The organism is Chelativorans sp. (genome assembly GCF_031180965.1).
Classification (GTDB): domain Bacteria; phylum Pseudomonadota; class Alphaproteobacteria; order Rhizobiales; family Rhizobiaceae; genus Chelativorans.
In genome coordinates this window covers 1-19,576 of sequence record NZ_JAPSLH010000029.1, presented here as the reverse complement: position 1 = coordinate 19,576, position 19,576 = coordinate 1, and the positions used below count along the sequence as shown (strand labels likewise).

The 19,576-nt window shown below is 65.2% G+C and carries 19 protein-coding genes; 9 read left to right on the top strand and 10 right to left on the bottom strand.

Annotated elements, in window-relative coordinates:
- Positions 1-17 precede the first annotated feature (17 nt).
- The 3 genes from RIN79_RS17855 to RIN79_RS17845 are packed head-to-tail and all read left to right on the top strand — an operon-like array spanning position 18 to position 966.
- Positions 18-551: an SspB family protein gene (locus tag RIN79_RS17855; RefSeq protein WP_309086039.1), complete on the top strand. Its 534-nt coding sequence runs from the start codon at positions 18-20 to the stop codon at positions 549-551.
- A 2-nt stretch (positions 552-553) separates the two neighbouring features.
- Positions 554-748 carry a DUF4169 family protein gene (locus RIN79_RS17850; RefSeq protein ID WP_309086038.1) on the top strand — a complete coding sequence of 65 codons (195 nt, stop codon included), beginning with the start codon at positions 554-556 and terminating at the stop codon, positions 746-748.
- Entirely contained in the window at positions 745-966 is a 222-nt protein-coding gene (locus RIN79_RS17845; protein ID WP_309086037.1) for a ribbon-helix-helix domain-containing protein, read from the top strand. The genes RIN79_RS17850 and RIN79_RS17845 overlap by 4 nt, the downstream gene beginning before the upstream one ends.
- A gap of 18 nt (positions 967-984) precedes the next feature.
- Here RIN79_RS17845 and RIN79_RS17840 read toward each other — a convergent pair whose 3' ends face one another.
- Positions 985-4,962 (bottom strand): AsmA family protein, encoded by a 3,978-nt coding sequence (locus tag RIN79_RS17840; RefSeq protein ID WP_375165966.1) that lies wholly within the window; start codon positions 4,960-4,962, stop codon positions 985-987.
- A gap of 88 nt (positions 4,963-5,050) precedes the next feature.
- On the bottom strand, positions 5,051-6,463 hold the full coding sequence (locus RIN79_RS17835; RefSeq protein ID WP_309086036.1) for an FAD-linked oxidase C-terminal domain-containing protein: 1,413 nt from the start codon (positions 6,461-6,463) through the stop codon (positions 5,051-5,053).
- Between the two features lie 189 nt (positions 6,464-6,652).
- On the opposite strand from RIN79_RS17835, the gene RIN79_RS17830 reads away from it, so the two are divergent.
- Positions 6,653-6,838 (top strand): hypothetical protein, encoded by a 186-nt coding sequence (locus RIN79_RS17830; protein ID WP_309086035.1) that lies wholly within the window; start codon positions 6,653-6,655, stop codon positions 6,836-6,838.
- Between the two features lie 19 nt (positions 6,839-6,857).
- Here RIN79_RS17830 and RIN79_RS17825 read toward each other — a convergent pair whose 3' ends face one another.
- Positions 6,858-7,691 carry a dienelactone hydrolase family protein gene (locus RIN79_RS17825; RefSeq protein WP_309086034.1) on the bottom strand — a complete coding sequence of 278 codons (834 nt, stop codon included), beginning with the start codon at positions 7,689-7,691 and terminating at the stop codon, positions 6,858-6,860.
- Positions 7,692-7,951: 260 nt separating this feature from the next.
- Between RIN79_RS17825 and RIN79_RS17820 the strand changes: the two genes are divergently transcribed.
- On the top strand, positions 7,952-10,525 hold the full coding sequence (locus RIN79_RS17820; protein WP_309086033.1) for a UvrD-helicase domain-containing protein: 2,574 nt from the start codon (positions 7,952-7,954) through the stop codon (positions 10,523-10,525).
- Between the two features lie 54 nt (positions 10,526-10,579).
- On the opposite strand, the gene RIN79_RS17815 is transcribed toward RIN79_RS17820, so the two are convergent.
- Entirely contained in the window at positions 10,580-11,068 is a 489-nt protein-coding gene (locus RIN79_RS17815; RefSeq protein ID WP_309086032.1) for a hypothetical protein, read from the bottom strand.
- 280 nt (positions 11,069-11,348) lie between these two features.
- Positions 11,349-11,969 carry a DapH/DapD/GlmU-related protein gene (locus RIN79_RS17810; protein WP_309086031.1) on the bottom strand — a complete coding sequence of 207 codons (621 nt, stop codon included), beginning with the start codon at positions 11,967-11,969 and terminating at the stop codon, positions 11,349-11,351.
- 100 nt (positions 11,970-12,069) lie between these two features.
- On the opposite strand from RIN79_RS17810, the gene RIN79_RS17805 reads away from it, so the two are divergent.
- From RIN79_RS17805 to RIN79_RS17795, 3 genes are read left to right on the top strand one after another with little or no spacing between them, the layout of a single operon-like run.
- Complete coding sequence (locus RIN79_RS17805; protein ID WP_309086030.1) at positions 12,070-12,228, top strand: hypothetical protein; 159 nt, start codon at positions 12,070-12,072, stop codon at positions 12,226-12,228.
- 27 nt (positions 12,229-12,255) lie between these two features.
- Entirely contained in the window at positions 12,256-12,834 is a 579-nt protein-coding gene (locus RIN79_RS17800) for an SCO family protein (protein ID WP_309086029.1), read from the top strand.
- 23 nt (positions 12,835-12,857) lie between these two features.
- Positions 12,858-13,730: a 50S ribosomal protein L11 methyltransferase gene (locus tag RIN79_RS17795; RefSeq protein WP_309086028.1), complete on the top strand. Its 873-nt coding sequence runs from the start codon at positions 12,858-12,860 to the stop codon at positions 13,728-13,730.
- Positions 13,731-13,788: 58 nt separating this feature from the next.
- On the opposite strand, the gene RIN79_RS17790 is transcribed toward RIN79_RS17795, so the two are convergent.
- Positions 13,789-13,971, bottom strand: a complete 183-nt coding sequence (locus RIN79_RS17790; protein WP_309086027.1) for a hypothetical protein — start codon at positions 13,969-13,971, stop codon at positions 13,789-13,791.
- Positions 13,972-14,186: 215 nt separating this feature from the next.
- Here RIN79_RS17790 and RIN79_RS17785 point away from each other — a divergent pair, with 215 nt between their 5' ends.
- Complete coding sequence (locus RIN79_RS17785; protein WP_309086026.1) at positions 14,187-16,013, top strand: aminopeptidase P family protein; 1,827 nt, start codon at positions 14,187-14,189, stop codon at positions 16,011-16,013.
- On the opposite strand, the gene RIN79_RS17780 is transcribed toward RIN79_RS17785, so the two are convergent.
- The 4 genes from RIN79_RS17780 to RIN79_RS21630 form a co-directional block, all read right to left on the bottom strand.
- Positions 16,010-16,309, bottom strand: coding sequence for an AzlD family protein (locus RIN79_RS17780; RefSeq protein WP_309086025.1), 300 nt, complete (start codon positions 16,307-16,309; stop codon positions 16,010-16,012). The two genes, RIN79_RS17785 and RIN79_RS17780, sit on opposite strands and share 4 nt — an antisense overlap.
- The gene (locus tag RIN79_RS17775; protein WP_309086024.1) at positions 16,306-17,034 is read right to left on the bottom strand and encodes an AzlC family ABC transporter permease; all 729 of its coding nucleotides are present in this window, start codon (positions 17,032-17,034) and stop codon (positions 16,306-16,308) included. The genes RIN79_RS17780 and RIN79_RS17775 overlap by 4 nt, the downstream gene beginning before the upstream one ends.
- 96 nt (positions 17,035-17,130) lie before the next feature.
- Complete coding sequence (gene ligA, locus RIN79_RS17770) at positions 17,131-19,242, bottom strand: NAD-dependent DNA ligase LigA (RefSeq protein WP_309086023.1); 2,112 nt, start codon at positions 19,240-19,242, stop codon at positions 17,131-17,133.
- Positions 19,243-19,402: 160 nt separating this feature from the next.
- Positions 19,403-19,504 (bottom strand): DUF2971 domain-containing protein, encoded by a 102-nt coding sequence (locus RIN79_RS21630; protein WP_375165965.1) that lies wholly within the window; start codon positions 19,502-19,504, stop codon positions 19,403-19,405.
- Positions 19,505-19,576 lie beyond the last annotated feature (72 nt).

Here is a 19,576-nt window from a genome sequence, read left to right as displayed (position 1 = left end):
AGGAAGCCACGCCGCCGATGCCCGAGGACCGCATACGCTATGACATTCTCGTCCAGGAGGCGTTGCGCGGGGTGGTGCGCAAGGTGCTTCAGGAGGTGGCGCAAGCCGGCCTGCCGGGCAATCACCACTTCTTCATCACCTTCCTGACGAACGCGCCGGGCGTGCGCATATCCAGCCGGCTGCGCGAGCGCTATCCGGAGCAGATGACGATCGTCATCCAGTATCAGTATTGGGACCTGAAGGTAACCGAGAAGGGCTTTGAGGTGGTCCTCTCCTTCTCCGACATTCCGGAGAAACTGGAGATCCCCTTCTCCGCCATCCGTGGCTTCTACGATCCGTCAGCCAATTTCGAAGTGGAGTTTGAGGTAAAGCCGGAGGCCGCGGCCGCCGAGCCGAAGCAGCTGGTGCCTGTCAAGGAAGAGGCCAAGCCCGCGCCAAAGGTCAAGAACGCCGGCGAAGCTGAGCCTGCCCAGAAGAAGGAAAAGGAAGCGGAGAAGGCGGATGGCAAGGGTGCCGAGGTGGTCTCCCTCGACGCTTTCCGCAAGAAGTAGCCATGGGCGAGGTGGTCAATCTGCGTCTCCTGCGCAAGCGCAGGGTGCGTGCGGAGAAGGAAAAGCTGGCCGAGGAAAATCGCGTCCGGCACGGCCGCACGCGCGCCGAGCGCCAGGGGCAAGAGCGCGAAACGGCCCTGCAAGCCGTACGGCTGGAGGGCCACCGCCGGCTCGGCTCCGAAAAAGAAGGCCAATGAGCCCCAAAAAGCGCTCGGTCACCATCAATGGGCACCGGACGAGCTTTTCACTCGAGGACGCTTTCTATGCCGAGGTGGAACGGATTGCCGCCGCCCGCGGGATGCCGGTCGCCGCGCTCATCGCGGAAATAGACGCCGCCCGCCCGCGCGCCACCAATCTTTCCTCGGCGCTGCGGCTTCACGTTCTACGGGAGATGAAACGATCGGCGCCCACCTGATCGCGCTTCGCCGGCAGGCTAGAACTGTTCGAGCAGCCTTTCGATCGAAAGACCGTCGGCGTCAAGTGCCGGCGCGGTGGAGGGGCTGCCCAGCAATCCCTCTGCGCCACCGTCGGGTTGCGGCAGTTGCGGCGCATCGAGGTTCACGCCCGGGAGCCCGGGAAACCGCTCCTCGCCCGGCGCGGGCATGGTCTGGGCCGGCGCAGGTGCGCTCTGGGCCGGCGGGATGACAGGCGGCGGAGCGCTTTCGCGCGCTCGGCGAGCCTCTTCTTCGCGCGCGCGCCGTGCTGCATCCTCCTGGGCGCGGCGCTCTGCCTCCTCCTGCGCGCGCTGGGCCGCTTCCTCTTGGGCGCGCCGAGACTCCTCCTCCTGTGCCCTCCTCCGCTCCTCTTGCTCCTGGAGCCTGCGGCGCTCCTCCTCGGCTTGCAGTCTCTGCCGCTCCTCCTCTTCCAGCCGCCGCCGCTCTTCCTCCGCACGTATGCGCTCTGCCTCACGGGCAAGCCTTATGCGCTCGGCTTCCTCCGCCGCCCGCTTCTCCTCCAGCCCGCGGAAATAGTTTGCCTCGCGGCGAAGGCGCTGCCGCTCCAGCAAGAGTGCCTGCATATGCTCGACCCGCGCTTGCTCGCGTTCGAGAGCCCGCTGCGTCAGGAACTGGGCGAGCGGCTCCGTGTCGAGCTGGAGCGGAGCTTCGCCAAGACGACCCTCGGCCGAAAACCGCACCGTGGGCTCCGACCCCTCCACCGCCTCCAACCCCGGATCGTAGGTGATGCTGCCGGATGCCGAGACCGTGCGATCCCGCAGGTCGGCCATGGCTTCAACGCTCATGCGCGCGCCCTGGCTCTGCATCTGTACGGGAGGCACGCGCGCCACGCCATTGGCAATTGTGAAGGCAAGCTGCGCATCGCCCGCCTCGAAGCGTCCTCCACGCAAGAGCGGAGGCGCGAAAGCGGCAACTTTTTCGGCATTGATATCGACGCCGAGCTTGTCAGCCTCGGCGATGATCGGCCCCAATGCGGCGGGATCCAGGCCGGAGATTTCGATCGCCCGCAGCGAAGCCGATCCGGAGCCCGAGAGGGCGGCCGCCATGGCCTCGACCGACTTGCCGCTGGCGGTCACACCGGCGCTGACATCCGCTGCGCCGGCAAGCCCGCTCCCCGGCAGAAGCGTGCCGAGCGGCGCGTTGCGAAGCGAGACCTGAGCGGAGAATAGGCCCGTGCCCGCGTCGTTGCGGAATTCTGCAAGACCCTCCACCGCACCGCCCATCATGCGTCCGGTAAGCTCTGACAGGGCGAGTCCGGAAGGGTCGAGCTTCAGGCGCAGCCGCGCCTCCTCGACCGTGGCGGCATCGCCGAACCATAGCCGGTCGGAGGAAAGCTCGACATCGGCCGAAATCGGCGCTTTGCCGCTTTCCCTGAAAGGCGCCCGGGGCCAGACGCCGCCATCCGTCTGAAATGCATCGCTCCCCGCCACCATCTCCGCCGCCAGGCCAAGGTCGAGCCCGCCAAGCGCCAGCGAGCCCGTCAGATGCGGCAGGCTCTCGCGAAGCTCCGCATTGAGGTCGCCGCTGACCGTACTGCCGGCGACCTTGCCGGCGATGTTGCTCAGCACCGTCAAGCCCTCGCCGCCGTGATCAACCTCGGCGGAAAGCTGCACCGGCAGACCGTAGCCGAAGCCCGGCAGCGAAATCCCCGCGGCGGCAAGCCAGGGCTCCAGATCGCTGCTCTCCAGCCGCGCGTTTCCGGCCGCTGACATGCCCGCCGCTCCGGATGAGAGCTTGCCCTCGAAACTCGCCGCCATGCCGTCGCCGGAAAAACGGAATCGTGTCTCAAGGCCGTCCGCCACCCTACCGCTGGCGGACAGCTCCGCTTCAGCCGGAGGGGCGAGGGCGAGCGGAACCGCCGGCAGGCCGACCAATGCGTAGAGCGCCGCAGGCTCCTCGTTGCGGGCGGTGAAATGCGTCTCTAGCGGCGCGGTGGAGAGATCGGCGAGCGTGCCGCCACTGGAAAGGGAAAAGTTGAAATCCGTACCGCCCGCGGTCCCCTGGGCCGTGACGGAAAGTTCGTTCGTGGCGGAACCTTCGGCAGTGTTCGCGACGATTTCGATTTGGCTGTCGGAAAGAAGGCCCGGATACGCCGACGCGTTCCTGTCGAGCGCTTGCAGCAGCCGGTTCTCCGGCAGGCGCCGCGCAAGCAGGCCTATGAGGGGGGCAAGGTCTACCGCCACCACGCTGGCGTCGAGATTACCGGTCGGCGCTGCGCCGATGCCGCTGACGGTGCCCGTGGCACTGATATTGGCACCGGCAAGACCCGTCACGGTAAGCCGGTCGATTTCGAGGGTACCGGCGCGCAGGCGCAGCGCGGTATCCAGCCGCTCCGCCGTCAGCCCCTGAGCCACCACGGGACCGGCGGCGACGTCAAGATCGACATCGTGATCAGCCAGCCTGTTTCGCCCCGCATCGTCGATGAAGAGGGATGCGAATGCCTGCATGCCCTCGAGGTCGAGCCTGTCGCCGTCGAGCGTCAGGGCCAGGGAAGGCCGCGCATCGGGCGGGCTTTGCCGGTCGATTGAACCGCGGAAGCGGGCATCGCCAAGGATCAGTTCGAGATTATCGAAGCGCTGCCGCTCCCGCGTCAGCTCGACATCGGCGCTGAAGCCCGCAGCCGGCAGGCGCCGGATCGCTTCGTCCACGTCCCGGGCCAGCCACGCGGCAAAGCCCGACGGTTGGGCGATGGCCAGGAGCATTTTTCCCGTAAAGGCGAGCGCATCGCCGGTGGCGAGTACCCCCTCCCCCTCGAAGCGGGTGCGGCCGGGCAGCGTCGCAGCCATGGAGCCGATATTCCACCCCTCCTCGGACGGCTCGGCCCGGACGCGGATATCGCGGATCGTCGTATCTCCCGCCACGATGGCCGGAAGATTTATCGCCACTGTGCCGGGGATGGTCTGTTTCGGCAGGTTGGCCAGGAATGCCATCAGCGCGGAAAGCCGCGCGTCGGCCGAAAGGCCGGACATGACGCCGCTTTCCGCCTCCGGCCCTTCCAGCCTGATCTGCGCGCCTTCGGCAGTGACGGAGAAGGAGGGGTTGGCGCCAAGTTCCACCGCGGCCTTGCCGCTCGCCGTATAAGGGTTGCTTTCGGGCCCGGTCTCGAAGCGGAACTCTTCCACCGCAAGACGCTGGTGATCAAGGGTGAAGCGGCCGATGACGCGATTGCCCGGGTCGGCAGGGCCCGGCTGGGGAGAATTCGTGTCGGCGTCACCCTCCGCATCCGCCCGCTCGGCCGGCCGGGCCGAACTCACGCGAAACGTCCCGGAATAAATTCCCTCTCCCTCGACGAAACGTGAGCTGCCATCGGTCTCTACGATGATCGGATAGTCCCGCGGCTGCGCGGCGACGCGCAGGCGCAGGACGCCTTCCTGATCTACCGAGCCCGTGGACGCGGTGACGGCCACTGGAATGCCGTCGATTTCCAGATCGCCGGCAACCCTCCAAGGGCCAGACAGGCTGCGTGCGGAGACTTCGCTGTCGATATCGGCGAGCGTCACGACCCGGCCGCTCGCCTGCTGATGCACCCTGATCGTGCCGTCGACGATCGACACTCTTTCGAGCGTCACCTGCCGCGGATCGAAGGGCGAAGACGGGCGCACCGCCCAGTCGATCCGGCCGTTGGGGGCGATATTGATGTTCATGCTGGGCCGCACGAGCCGCATGTCGAAGATGAGGAGTTCGCCGCTCAGGAACGGCGCCAGCTCCGCATCCATGGAGAACTCATCGACCGTCATGGCGGGATCGCCGGGCTCCGCTCCCGCCACCACCACATCGGTGAAGGTGACGGAGGGAAAGGGCAGAAGCCGCGCGCGCGCCGTGCCGCCCACCCGCACCTCGCGTCCGAGGATGCGCCCCGCTTCCCGCTCGAATGAGGCGCGATAGGAGGTCCAGTCGATGAAATAGGGCGCGACCAGCGCCGCCGTCAGCACCAGTATCAGCAGGCTTCCAATGATGACGAAAAGACGCGCCAGTTCCGCCTCCGCTTCACGCCGGGACGATCGAAAATGCCATCCTTGCGGGCATATAGTGGCAGCGTTTACACTATCCGCCAGTGAGATTCAGGATTTTTCCGGGATTCATGATGCCGAGCGGGTCGAGCGCCTGCTTTATGGTGCGCATCACGTCGAGCCCCGGCCCATGCTCCTGTTCGAGGAAGCGCATCTTGCCCTGTCCGATGCCATGCTCGCCGGTGCAGGTGCCCTCCATTGCCAGCGCCCGGCTGTTGAGGCGGGCGACGAAAGCCTCGACGCGCGCCATCTCGGCCGGATCCTCCGTGTCCATCAGCACGGCGACGTGGAAATTGCCGTCCCCCACATGACCGACAATGGGCGCGACCAGCCCCGCCTCTGCGATATCCGCTTCGGTTTCCACAATGCACTCGGCAAGGCGGGAAATGGGCACGCAGACATCGGTCGAAAGGGCCTTCGAGCCCGGACGCAGCGTGAAGCCCGCCCAGTAGAAATCGTGCCGCGCCTTCCAGAGCTTCTGACGCTGCTCGGCAGCCGTCGCCCAGACGAAGGGCCCGCCGGAGAATTCGGCGGCGATCTCGCCGAACATGCTCGCCTGCTCCTCGACGCCTGTCTCCGTGCCGTGAAACTCCACGAAGAGGCAGGGAGTTTCGGGGTAGTCCAGCTTCGAATAGAGGTTGATGGCCCGCATGCCGAGCGCGTTGACGAGTTCGATGCGGGCGACAGGAACGCCCATCTGGATGGTCATGATTACGGCGTTGCACGCCGCTTCGACGCTCGGGAACGGGCAGACGCCGCCAGAAATCGCCGGCGGGATGCCATAGAGCTTCAGCGTCAGCGAGGTGATGACGCCGAGCGTGCCTTCCGAGCCGATCAGCAGCCGGGTGAGATCGTATCCGGCGGCGGATTTTCGTGCCCGCCGCGCCGTGGTCACCGCGCGGCCGTCGGCAAGCACCGCCGTCAGCGAAAGCACGTTCTCGCGCATGGTGCCGTAGCGCACCGCATTCGTGCCGGATGCGCGCGTTGCCGCCATGCCGCCGAGGCTCGCATTTGCGCCGGGATCGATCGGGAAGAACAGGCCCGTGTCGCGCAAATACTGGTTCAGCTCCTCGCGCGTCAGTCCTGCCTCTACCGTGCAGTCGAGGTCCTCGGGGTTGACTGCAAGCACGCGCTTCATACGCCCCATGTCGAAGGAGACGCCGCCGGCGGGCGCGTTCACATGCCCTTCCAGGGACGAGCCGGTGCCGAAGGGGATGATCGGCGCGCGGGCCTCGGCGCAGATGCGCACTGCCTCCTGCACGTCCTCCAGCGTTTCCGGAAAGAACACGCCGTCCGGCGCCTGATTGGGAATGTAGGTGGTGGTGTGGCCGTGCTGCTCGCGCAGTGCCCTGCCCGTCTGCAGCCTGTCGCCGAATCGCGCGGCGAGCCTTTCGAGCGCTGCCGAGATTCCGTTTTCATTGCGTCGCATTGATGCAGCGATGTTCATGCCGTCCTCCGCACCTTGCCGTCCCGGCGCCTCGGCATTAACCGCGCCGTAACCATCAGGGCCTTTGCACAGCTTAGCACACCCTCCTGCCTTTGAACCCATCGCGACGGCTCCCAGAATTCCCCTTGCTCCGGCGATGATTCGCCGCAACGCGCCACAAACGTTTAAGGGGCTTCCGTGAAGGTCGATGTGAAGGGTTTGTCAGAGAGGATCGCTCGCGATCCGAGCATCAGCGAACGCGATTTCTGGAGGGCTCTGCAAACAATCGAGGGTCAGCTTCACCAACTCGGCAGCCAGGGCAAGCCGATCCCCATCGATCTGATCTTCGCGCGCGCCATCCTGCGGCGCGCCTGCCAGAGCCGCCAGCAGGGATGACAGTCCCCGCGCTCCTTTCTCAGGCGAGCTTCTCTTTGAGGAAATCGACGGTCCGCCGCCAAGCCAGGTCCGCCGCCTCCTTGTTGTAGCGCGCTTCGGACGTGTCGTTGTTGAAGGCGTGGTTCACGCCCTGGTAGATATGGATGGTGTATTCCTTGCCGGCCGCGTCCAGCGCGCTCCGATAGTGAAGAAGCAGGGGCGCGCTGATCTCGTCCACCTTCTCCGGATCGGGCTGCGCACCGTAATAGGCTACGCCCGCATCGAGCGTGGGCGCGCTGACCGCCAGATTGTTGACCAAGCCGCCGCCCCAGCAGAAGCCGATGGCGCCCACTTTGCCGTTGCTGCTCTCATGGCCTTCAAGGAAGGTGACTGTGGCCACCCCATTGGCAATGTTCTGCGCCGCATCGAGCTGGCCGATCATTTCGCGGGCGCGGTCCTCGTCCTGCGGCGTACCGCCGAGGGGCGACAGGAAATCCGGCGCGAGAGCGACGAAGCCGTCAAGCGCCATGCGCCGCGCAACGTCGCGGATGTGCTCGTTGAGGCCGCGGTTCTCATGGATGACGATGACCGCGCCGAGCCGGCCCTGCTGGTCGGCCGGCCGCACGAGATAGCCCTTCATCTCGCCATCGGCGCCGGGATAGGTGATGTCCTCGGCGTTAAGCCGCGCATCGTCCTCCGGCACGACTGCCGCGCGGGCGGCATTGGCCGCAAGCAGCGGGGCTATGGCGGCGGCGGCCGCGCTGGAGCCCGCCAGCTTCGTCAGCTTTTCCATGAAGCCGCGGCGGTCGAGCGTAAGATGCGTGTATTCGTCATAGGCGTTGATCATCGCCTGGGTGATCTGCGGTTTCGACATTGTGGCTCGCTCCGGCATGAATCTGAAGGCGCCCGCCTCCCCCTGCCAGAGTTGCGGAGACATCGAAATTCGTCCAATCACACCGCCGTGAAAGGCCGCGCTGCATCGCTTAAGCTTTGCGCGCTGGAACACCGCCCGCGTCCTGGCGGAAGGGGCGCACACGCTATTTCCCCACAGGCCGGCCTTGGCCGAGGCGCCGCGAGCCGGTACAAAAGGAAAACGCTTGGCCCGCCGGGCCCGAATCACCATATGCGGAGCTGATGCCAGGTTCTCCGGACGATCTGCCGTTCTTCGGCGATGACGAAGCGCCCCGCCCCGCGCCGCGCACGGGCGGCATCGCCGCGCGCGCCATGGCCGCTCGGCACGCCCAGGCACCCCGCTATCTGGAAGGGCTGAACCCGGAGCAGCGGCTCGCGGTGGAAACGACCGAAGGTCCGGTGCTCGTGCTCGCCGGCGCGGGGACCGGCAAGACGCGCGTGCTCACCACGCGCATCGCCCATATCCTTGCCACGGGCCGCGCCTTCCCCTCTCAAATCCTCGCTGTCACCTTCACCAACAAGGCCGCGCGCGAGATGAAGACGCGCATCGGTGTCCTGGTGGGCGAAGCCATTGAAGGCATGCCCTGGCTCGGCACGTTCCACTCGATCGGCGTAAAACTCCTGCGCCGCCATGCGGAGCTCGCCGGCCTCACCTCCTCCTTCACCATTCTCGACACGGACGACCAGGTGCGGCTGATAAAGCAGTTGATCCAAGCCGAGGGACTGGACGACAAGCGCTGGCCGGCGCGGCAGTTCGCCATGATGATCGACGGCTGGAAGAACAAGGGCCTCAGCCCCGCCGACATCCCGGAGGGCGACGCCCGCGCCTTCGCCAACGGCAAGGGCCGCACCCTCTATGCGGCCTATCAGGAGCGGCTGAAGACGCTCAACGCGACGGATTTCGGCGACCTGCTCCTGCACCCGATCCGCATCTTCCGCGCGCACCCGGATGTGCTGCGGGAATATCACGCCAAGTTCAAATACATCCTGGTCGACGAGTATCAGGACACCAACACCGCGCAGTATATGTGGCTGCGGCTTCTGGCGCAGCGTCCCGGCAGCAACCAGCCCACCTCCCCCTCGATGGGGGAAGTCGCGAAGCGAAGCGCCGGCCCTCGCCACGAGGCGGAGGGTGGAGCCGCCGTCAACATCTGCTGCGTCGGCGACGACGATCAGTCCATCTATGGCTGGCGCGGCGCGGAAGTGGACAACATCCTCCGCTTCGAGAAGGATTTTCCGGGCGCCAAGGTGATCCGGCTGGAGCGCAACTATCGCTCGACCGCGCATATCCTCGGGGCCGCATCCCATCTCATAGCCCATAATGAGGGCCGGCTCGGCAAGACGCTCTTCACCGACCACGCCGATCCCGACGCGCCGAAGGTGAAGGTGCACGCCGCCTGGGATTCGGAGGAAGAGGCGCGCGCCGTGGGCGAGGAGATCGAGGCGCTGCAGGCCAAGGGCCATGCGCTCAATGACATGGCGATCCTGGTGCGCGCATCCTTCCAGATGCGCGAGTTCGAGGATCGCTTCGTCACCCTTGGGCTCAACTATCGCGTCATCGGCGGCCCGCGATTCTACGAGCGGCAGGAGATCCGCGATGCGCTCGCCTATTTCCGGGTGGTGGCGCAAGGCGCCGACGACCTCGCCTTCGAGCGCATTGTCAACGTGCCGAAGAGGGGCCTCGGCGAATCCGCCGTGCGCCAGATCCACGACGTGGCGCGCATGCGCGCCGTGCCGCTCCTCCAGGCAGCCCGCGATCTCGTCGGCACGGAGGAGTTGAAGCCGAAGCCCGGCGCCTCGCTGCGCAACCTGGTGGAAAGCTTCGAGCGCTGGCAAGGCCTCCTCGACCGGATGAAGCATACGGAACTCGCCGAGCTCATCCTCGAGGAGTCGGGCTACACCGACATGTGGAAGAACGACCGCTCGGCCGAGGCGCCGGGACGGCTCGAGAATCTCAAGGAGCTCATCCGCTCCATGGAGGAGTATGAGAGTCTGCGCGCCTTCCTGGAGCATGTGGCGCTGGTGATGGATGCCGAGCGCGACGAGCCGCTCGATGCCGTCAGCCTCATGACGCTGCATTCGGCAAAGGGCCTGGAATTCGACACGGTCTTCCTGCCCGGCTGGGAGGAAGGCCTCTTTCCGCACCAGCGGTCGCTGGACGAGGGTGGGCGCTCGGGGCTGGAGGAGGAGCGCCGGCTCGCCTATGTGGGCCTCACGCGGGCGAAGAAGAACCTGCACCTATGGTTTACGTCGAACCGCCGCATCCATGGCCTGTGGCAGTCCACCCTCCCCTCGCGCTTTCTCGACGAATTGCCGGAAGCTCATGTCGAGGTGGTGGAGGACGGCAGCGCCTATGGCGGTTACGGCCGGCCGCTCGGCGACCGGCAGCCGGGCCGGCCCAATCCCTATGGCGCCTCGCGCTTCGATACGGTCGGCGAGGTCTTTTCCAACACTTATGCGACGCCCGGCTGGCAGCGCGCGCAGAAAAACCGCACCGAGGCGACGGCGCGCAACTGGGGCACGCGCTCGGGCCACCAGGTGGAGCGGATCGGTTACGGCGAACCGGATTCCGGCTACGGCGCCGGGAGGGGCTCCGTGAAAGGGCGTACCATCGAGGGCGAACTGGTGGCCAAGTCCGTATCTGACACGCCCTCGCAATTCAAAGTGGGCGATCGGGTGTTCCACCTGAAATTCGGCAACGGCCATATCGCCGCGATAGACGGCAACAAGCTCACGATCGACTTCGACAAGGCCGGACAGAAGCGCGTGCTCGACGGTTTCGTCGAGCGCGTTTAGCCTCACCTTTGCGAGGGGTCGCTAACAAAGGGCGATCGGCGGAAGCCGTTTCCGCTACTCGAAGTAAACAAAGTTTCCTTCAGCGTTCTTTTCGCGCTTCAGTATGCTCTTGTTGGCGAGGCGCGAGAGCGGCCCGGAAAAGGCATTGGACTTATAGCGCACGTCGTATTCGTCCCGGCAGTGCTTGACCACATCGCCGATCGTACGCTTCTCCTTGAAATAACCGCTCTCGACCAGCCTGGCGAGCGCCGCGACAGCGCCGCTTGCGCTTGGCAGCGCGTTGCGCTGGGGTGCCTTGGCGGGCGATGAGACAGCGCGCGCCCTTCTGCCGCCCCGGGCTCGCTCGCCGCGCGCAGGCGCTTGCGGCCGGGCCGGGCCGGGCTCGTAAGTCTGGCCGTCCGGTTCGGCGAAACTCCTGAACCCGCCCGTCTGGCTGAAAATAAGCTCAACGATGCGCAACTGCACCGCCTCGGACTCGAATTTATTGATGGTTTCCGACAGCTCGGCGAGCTGCCGCTTCAATTCGTGGAATCTATTCTGCATTGTTATTGCCCCGCATTGCAGGCGTGCCGTCATAGCTCGACCAGCCTAATCGCATATGGCATTGTAAAATAGCAGAAAGTCAATACGGAGTAAGATCGTGTCGAAGCACGATCTATACGGTATTCAAAAGACCTCCGCTTCCGATGACGCCAGCGTCAGGGCAGACCAAACTTGTCTACGAAAGTAAACTTGCGGTTGAAGATAACCGCCTCCTAAACAGCCAAGGCACGGGGATAACGATCGCGCGGCCGACCGCGGTTTCCTCAAGAGGTGGGCAGGGCTACGCCCATTTTGTCAAAAAATCTTCCGCCGAAAGTGTCTGCATATCCGGCACCGCCTCGAAGAGCCGCTCCAGTGGCCAGTTCCACCACTCTAGCGCGCGCAGGCGTTCGGCGACCTCGGGCGCGAAGCGGCTCCTGATTGCACGCGCCGGTGCGCCGGCGACGATCGTATATGGCGCCACGTCTCGGGTGACGACTGCATTTGCGCCCACCACCGATCCGTCGCCGACGGTCACACCGGGCAGGATCACGGCGCCGTGGCCGATCCACACATCATTGCCGACCGTCACATGCTTTCTTCGCCGGCGCTCAAGGAATTCCGCATCAATGCCCCGATAGCGGAAATACTCGTTCGGGCGGTAGCTGACCTTATGCGTCGTTATGCGCTCGAGAGGATGTTCCAGTGCGTTGATGCGCGTATTTGCCGCGATGGAGCAGAACTTGCCGATGCTTGCATAAATTCCTTCGGCCTGACGCTCGAAATAGGTGAAGTCACCCACGGTGACCTCGCGCAGGACCACCCGCTCGGCGATCGCCGTATAGCGGCCGAGCCGGCAGGTCTTGAGATCCGCTGTGGGATGGATGCGCGGCTCTGGATCGGTGAAGCGCAGATCGTCCATGGTCTTTTCCTAGAGGCCCCCTAAGAGACGCGCAAGCAGGCCTAATGCTTGCGACAGTTTGCATCTTTGCGGGCGGACCGCCGGAGACTATGCTTCGCGCATGAGATCGGCACCCGCCAACCACCAGGCGCTTTTCGTAGTTGCCGCTGCCGCTATGCTGCTTGCAGGGCTGGGCGGCCTCGGCATCGCCATGTGGATGGAGAATGGCGCGGCCATCTTCTTGTCCCTTGCGGAAGCCGGCCTTGCCTGGTGTTTCTAGCCCAAGCTTCCGATACGCGGTGACCCCATGATGCGCTATATCCTGATCGGCATCCTCGCCCTGACCGCCTTCGCCGTGGGGCTCCTCACCTTCGAATGGTATCGCGGCGGCGACCAGGCGGTTGCCTTCGGAGCGCCGTTCGAGCTCGTGGATCACAACGGCCAGCCAATTACGGACAAAGCGCTTCAGGGCCGCCCCACCGCGCTCTTCTTCGGTTTCACCCATTGTCCCGACGTCTGCCCCACCACGCTGTTCGAGATGGAGGGTTGGCTCGAGCAGCTGGGCGAGGAAGGCAAGGACCTCCAGGCCTTCTTCGTCTCCGTCGACCCCGAGCGCGACACCCCCGAGGTGATGAAGACCTATCTCAGCAATTTTTCCGACCGCGTCACGGGGGTTACCGGGGAGCCGGAAAAAGTCGCCGCCATGGCCAAGGCGTTCCGCATCTATTCGAAGAAGGTAGAGCTCGAAGGCGGCGACTACACCATGGACCATACGGCCTCGGTGATGCTGCTCGATCGCAAGGGCGATTTCTTCGGCACGATTTCCTATGAGGAGAACCCCGAAACGGCTGTCGAGAAGCTACGCCGGCTGATAAGGGAAGGCTGATCGGCCAGCCTTGCTCTCCATTCATGCCCCAGACACGTCTCTTTTTCCGCTGCCATGGCGCGCTGGCAAGGCGCGCTTACACCATGTTGGAGACGGCCTTCGAGGAAGATGGGCTCCCACTGGCCATCGTCGAGATTGACGAGGCGGAAGACCTGCAGGAAATCTCGGTCTATGCCACCGATGATCCGGAGGGCGTGAAGGCTCGTATCGTTGGGACTCTGTCCCCCCTGCCTGGCCTGCCCGGGATCGATACGGAGGAACTCCCGGATATCGACTGGATCGCCCATTCGCTGGCCGGCCTGAAAGCCGTCCGCGCCGGCCGGTTCTTCGTCCATGGGTCGCATGAAACGGGGCGTCACCGCGCCGGCGAGATCCCCATAGAGATCGAGGCTAGTCTCGCCTTCGGCACCGGCCATCACGGCACGACCTCGGGCTGCCTGGAGATGATTGGCGAGGTCGCGTTGCGAGAGCGGCCGCGAAATGCGCTCGATCTGGGCACCGGCAGCGCTGTATTGGCCATTGCCATCGCGAAGCTGGCGCGCATTCCGGTGCTGGCCACGGATATCGATCCGATCGCCGTGCGGGTGGCTCGGCAGAATGTACGGCTGAATAGGGCAGCCGCTTGGGTTGAGGCGGTCACAGCGCCGGGTTTCCACCACCCGGCCTTTGCCCGCAGGAAACCGTTCGACCTGATCGTGGCGAACATCCTCGCCCGGCCGCTGATGCGGCTCGCCCCAGCCATGGCGCATCATCTGAGCCCAGGCGGATCCGTGATCCTGTCTGGCATCCTCGATCATCAGCGGCGCCCGGTAATCGCCGCCTATGTCGGCCAGGGCTTCCGCCATGTCGCAACATTTCACCGGGAAGGCTGGGCGACCATCCATATGAAGCGTTGAACAGAAACAAAAGGCGGCCGAAACCGGCCGCCTTCGCTCCCGCATCTGCGGGAAAAACTCAGTACATGTAGGCCGCGCCCTGCCGACGCAGTTCCTCGCGGCTGTAGCCGTTGGCCTTCAGCGTCTCGTCATCGAGCATCAAAAGCGCGCCGTTTACATAACGCGCCGCCTGCTTCTGCCGCGCGGCGATCAGCGCGTTCATCGCGCTACGCAGATAACCGGGCTTTCCAATCCGTGCCATGTGAGGTCTCCATCTCGCCGGGATCCAATCCTCCACGCACAGATAGGTAAGAAATGCTGACCCATTCCGCTAGCACGGAATGCGCATGCCTGCCATCCCTTTTTGCATATGCGAAATGAATGCTGCAACGCACAATGAAGGCGGCTTGTCCGGTGGATATTGCCTGCGCCGAAGAGGCCTTTTAGGGTCTCGCCGAATTGCAACCCGGGTGATCCATGTTCCAGTCGTTCGAAAGCAGCTCTGACCCAAACCAGGCAAGGCCACGCGTCGAAAGGCTGCGCGCGCTGATGGCCGAAATGGAACTTGAGGGTCTCCTCGTCCCGCACAGCGACGAGTATCAGAGCGAGTACCTGCCACGATCCGCGGAGCGGCTGGCATGGCTCACCGGCTTTACCGGGTCGGCGGGTGCTGCGCTCATCCTCAAGGAACGAGCCATTCTCTTCGTCGACAGCCGCTACACGATCCAGGCGCGGGAGCAGACCGATCCCTCGCTCTTCCAGATCGAGAGCCTGATCGACAATCCCCCCCGCGAATGGCTGCGGGCGAACGGGTCGAAGGGCATGCGCATCGGCTTCGACCCTTGGCTGCACACGATCGAGGACGTCCGCACCCTGCGCAAGGCCGTCGCGAAAGCCGGCATCCAGCTCGTTGCACTTGAGCGTAACCTGATCGATCAGATCTGGGAGGACCGCCCCGCTCCGCCTGCGGAGCCGGTGCGCGCCCATCCGCTGAAATTCGCCGGAGAGCCGGCGGAGGAGAAACTGCAGCGGCTATCCGCCATGCTTGGCGACGAGGGCATCGACCACACGGTGCTCACCAATGCGCCCTCACTGGCCTGGGCTTTTAACATGCGGGGCGCCGACGTGGCGCATACGCCTCTCGCGCTCGGCTTTGCCATGCTCTCCGCTTCCGGCCGGCCGAAGCTCTTCCTCGATCCGAAGAAGGTGTCCGGCGAGGCCAGGTCATACCTTGCCGGGCTTGCCGATCTCCATGCGCCGGCAGAGCTCGAGTCGGTGCTTGCCGGTCTCGCCAAGGGAAATGCGAAGATCGGGCTCGACCATGGGCTTGCGGCGGAGCGGTTGCGCCTGCTGGTCGAGAGCAGCGGCGGGAACGTCGTGGAGTTCACCGACCCCACCGCCCTTCCCCGAGCCACCAAGAACGAGACGGAGCTGAACGGCGCGCGCGCGGCCCATCTGCGCGATGGGGCGGCAATGGCCCGCTTCCTCGCCTGGCTGGATTCCCGGTCGCCGGAAAGCCTCGACGAGATCACGGTGGTAAAGCAGCTCGAGGAATTCCGCCGCGTGGTCGGCGAGGAAACGCAGATGCCGCTGCGCGACATCTCCTTCGACACGATCTCGGGTTCCGGGCCCAACGGGGCGGTGGTGCATTACCGCGTCACGCATGAGACCAACCGCAAGCTTTCCTCGGGCGAATTGCTACTGGTCGATTCCGGCGCACAGTTCGAGGACGGCACGACGGATGTCACGCGCACCGTGGCGCTCGGCAGCCCCACCGACGAAATGCGTAACCGCTTCACCCTGGTGCTGAAGGGCATGATCGCCATTTCGCTCCTGCGCTTCCCGCCGGGGACCCGCGGCATGGATATCGACGCATTCGCTAGGCACGCCCTTTGGCAGGCCGGCCTCGACTACGGCCACGGCACCGGCCACGGGGTCGGCTCCTATCTCGGCGTGCATGAGGGGCCGCAGCGGATCGCCAAGACCGGCAAGGAGAAGCTGCTTGCCGGCATGATCCTGTCCAACGAGCCCGGCTACTACCGCCAGGGGCATTACGGCATCCGCATCGAGAACCTCATCGTCGTCACGCCGCCGCAGCTGATCCCGGGCGGCGACATCGACATGCACGGCTTCGAGACGCTGACCCTGGTGCCGATCGACCGCCGGCTGGTCGAGCCGGCCCTCCTCGCGCCCGAGGAGAAGGACTGGCTGAACGCCTACCACCGGCGGGTGCTGGAGGAGATCGGCCCGCTCGTTGACGGGCCGACTGCCGCGTGGCTGGAGCAGGCGACCGCGCCGGTCTAGCCGAGGACCTGCCGCAGCGCGATCAGGACGCCCGCGGAGACGAAGAAGATCGTCATCATGCCGCCGCCGAGGAGCGAAATGGCCGCGCCTGTGACGAGCGCGGCGATTTCCGCCGGCCCGCCTTCCATGGCCGCCGGCGCCACGAGCGTGGTCAGCACGGCGGCGGGCACGGCATTCAGCCCAGCCTCGACGCGCGGGTGGATGCGCTCGAAGCGCGAGAGCACCAGGTGGCCGCCCGCCCGTGTGAAATAGGTGAGCACCGCGCCGGCAATGATGATCCAGAAGGTGGAGCTCATATCCCGGTCTCCTTGCCCGGCTTGGCGGGCGTAAACAGCGCGCCGAAGAAGACCCCGGCCAATGCGCCGATCGAGACATGCCAGGGCGAGCCGACCGTGCGGTAGGCGATGATCGACGCCACGGCGCTGATCGCCACGACCGGCAGCCAGAGCGGGCGCTTGCGAAAGCTCATCACCAGCGCAAGGAAATAGATCGGCAGGATGAAGTCGATGCCGAACGTATGGGTATCCGGAATGAGCTGGCCGAAGAGGGCCCCGAGCCAGGTCTCGCCTACCCAGCAAAGATAGACCGGAAGGGCAAGGCCCATATACCAGGCGAAGCTGAGCGGTTCGCTGCGCTCCATGCGCCGCTCTGCCTCGGCAAATTGCGGGTCGACGAGGAAGAAGAAGCCGACGGCGCGCTGCAGCGGTGTCCAGTGGTCGAGATAGCGGCCGATCGTGGCCGAGTAGAGCACGTGGCGAAAATTGACCGCGACGATGGAGAGCACCACCACCCAGGGCGCGATCCTGGAGCTGAAAAGATCGATGCCGACCATCTGGCTGGCGCCGGCATAGAGCGTGGCGCTCATCAAAATGGCCTCGAAGGTGGAAAGGCCGTGTTCCACCGCGAGGGCGCCGAAAAGCAGCCCGAAGGGGACGACCGCAAGGACGATCGGCACGCTCTGCCGCGCCCCGCGCAGAAAATCGCTCGACGGACGCCGCCCGGCATAGGTATCTGCAGTCATGGGGAACCTCCAGGCGTCGGACCATAGGTCAGCACTGCTGACCGGTCATATCAATTCAATTGAGGAAAGGATGAAGCGCGTTGATGGATCGCCGGCCTACCCGCCGACCCTCTGGAACCAGGTGTCCTCGTCGATGACCTCGATGCCGAGTTCGGCGGCCTTCTTGAGTTTCGATCCGGCGCCGGGACCAGCCACGACGAGGTCGGTCTTGGAGGAGACAGAGCCTGCCACCTTGGCGCCCAGGCGCTCGGCCATGTCCTTTGCCTCATCGCGCGACATGCGCTCCAGGGCACCGGTGAAGACGATGGTCTTTCCCGCCACGGGGGAGTCGGCGGCCGGCCGCTCCGCATCCATTACGTTGACCTGCGCGGCGAGCGCCTCGACCAGCCTGCGATTGTGCTCTTCTGCGAAATAGGTGGCGATCGCGTCGATGACGGCATCGCCGATATCCTCGAGCGCGTCCATCTCCTCGCGCGCCTTTAGGTCCCCCGCGGCGATGGCGAGCGCCGCATCGTGAACCTCCTTCCAGGAGCCATAGGCGCGCGCTAGTGTGGTGGCCGTGCGCTCCCCCACATGGCGGATGCCGAGGCCGTAGATCATGCGTTCGAGGGGAATGGTGCGCCGGGCCTCGATCGCCGCGAAGAGATTGGATGCCGAGACGGCGCCCCAGCCCTCCTTGTCCTTGAGCTTCTTGACGTTTTTTGCGTCGCGCTCCGCGAGCGTGAAGATGTCGGCCGGGCTTTTTACGGGCAGATCCGGATCGTGGAAGAAGAACTCGATCTGCTTCTCGCCGAGCCCCTCGATGTCGAAGGCGCGGCGCGAGACGAAGTGCCGGAGATGCTCGATGCGTTGGAAAGGACAGGCAAACTCGCCGGAGCAGCGGCGCACCACCCCTTCCCCGCCGCCGGCCGTGCTGTCGCGCACGATCGGGGTCTTCAACTCGCAGGGACAGACGGTGGGGAACTCGAACTCCCTGGCGTCCGGCGGGCGCCGCTCCTCCACATAGCCAAGGATCTGCGGGATCACGTCGCCGGCCCGCTGCACCATGACCGTGTCCCCGATCTTGACCCCGAGCCGCTCGATCTCCTCGGCATTGTGCAGCGTGGCGTTCGTCACCACCACGCCGCCCACGGTCACCGGCTCCAGCCGCGCGACGGGCGTCAGCGCGCCGGTGCGGCCGACCTGGATGTCGATGCCGCGCAGGATCGTGAACGCCTTTTCCGCCGGGAATTTGTGCGCCACTGCCCAGCGCGGGCTGCGCGAGACGAAGCCGAGCCGCTGCTGCAGCGCCAGGTCATTGACCTTGTAGACCACGCCATCGATATCGTAGCCGAGCGTGGCCCGCCGCTCCTCGATGGCATGATAGTGCTTCAGGAGTTCCTCCGCCGTCTGGCACAGGCACATCAGCTCATTGGTTCGGAAGCCGTAGCCCTTCAGCGCCTCGACCATGCCGAACTGGGTGGTTGCCGGCATGTCGCTCACCTCGCCCCAGGCATAGGCGAAGAACTTGAGCGGCCTTGCGGCCGTCATGGCAGGATCGAGCTGGCGCAGGGAACCGGCCGCCGTGTTGCGCGGGTTCACATAGGTCGGCTTGCCGTCGGCACGCTGGCGCTCGTTGAGCGCCTGGAAATCGCGGTGGGTCATGTAGACCTCGCCGCGCACCTCGAACACGTCGGGCGCGTCCCCCTTGAGCACGTTGGGAATGTCGGCCACGGCGCGCGCGTTGGCCGTGACGTTCTCACCCACCTGCCCGTCGCCGCGCGTGGCGGCCGAGACGAGCCGGCCCTTCTCGTAGCGGATGGAAAGGGACAGTCCGTCTATCTTGGGTTCCGCCGTCATGGCGATGGGCGCGTCGGGCGCGAGCTTGAGGAAGCGCCGGATGCGCCCCACGAAATCGATCACGTCCTCGTCGGAAAAGGCGTTGTCGAGCGACAGCATCGGCACCTTGTGCCGGACCTTCTCGAACTTCTCCGACGGCGTAGCGCCGACCTTTCGCGAGGGCGAATCCTCGCGCACCAGATGCGGAAAGAACTGCTCGATGGCTAGGTTGCGCCGGCGCAACGCGTCATATTCGGCATCCGAGATTACCGGCGCGTCCTCCGCGTGGTAGCGCCGGTCGTGCTCTTCGATCTCCCGGGCCAGCCGCGCGAGCTCGTCCCTGGCTTGGTCCTCGGTCAGCTCCTCGGCGGGGATCGTAGCTGTGGTCATTGTCGGCGGTCCGGATTCGTTGGGCGTCACCATATGGCCTTTGTGGCGTGCCGCTCAAGCGGGTAGCCGGGAAGGCGCGCGTCATCGCTGCCACGCCCGGTTTTCGCCGTCTGGCCATTGAGGAAGGTGGGAAGCGGGGCGCGTGGTCCGTGCCTCTCTGTTAGTTTATGTGGCGCGTCCCACGCGCCCCACCGGCCGCTGTCCCGACTTTATCAAATTCTAAACAAATACCTCTATGATTATCAGCATAGTTAGCCCACATTCTAAATCTACAATATCCCTTCGTAAATACTTCATTGAGAGAAAATGCGTTTATTAAATCCCCGACCTCTTT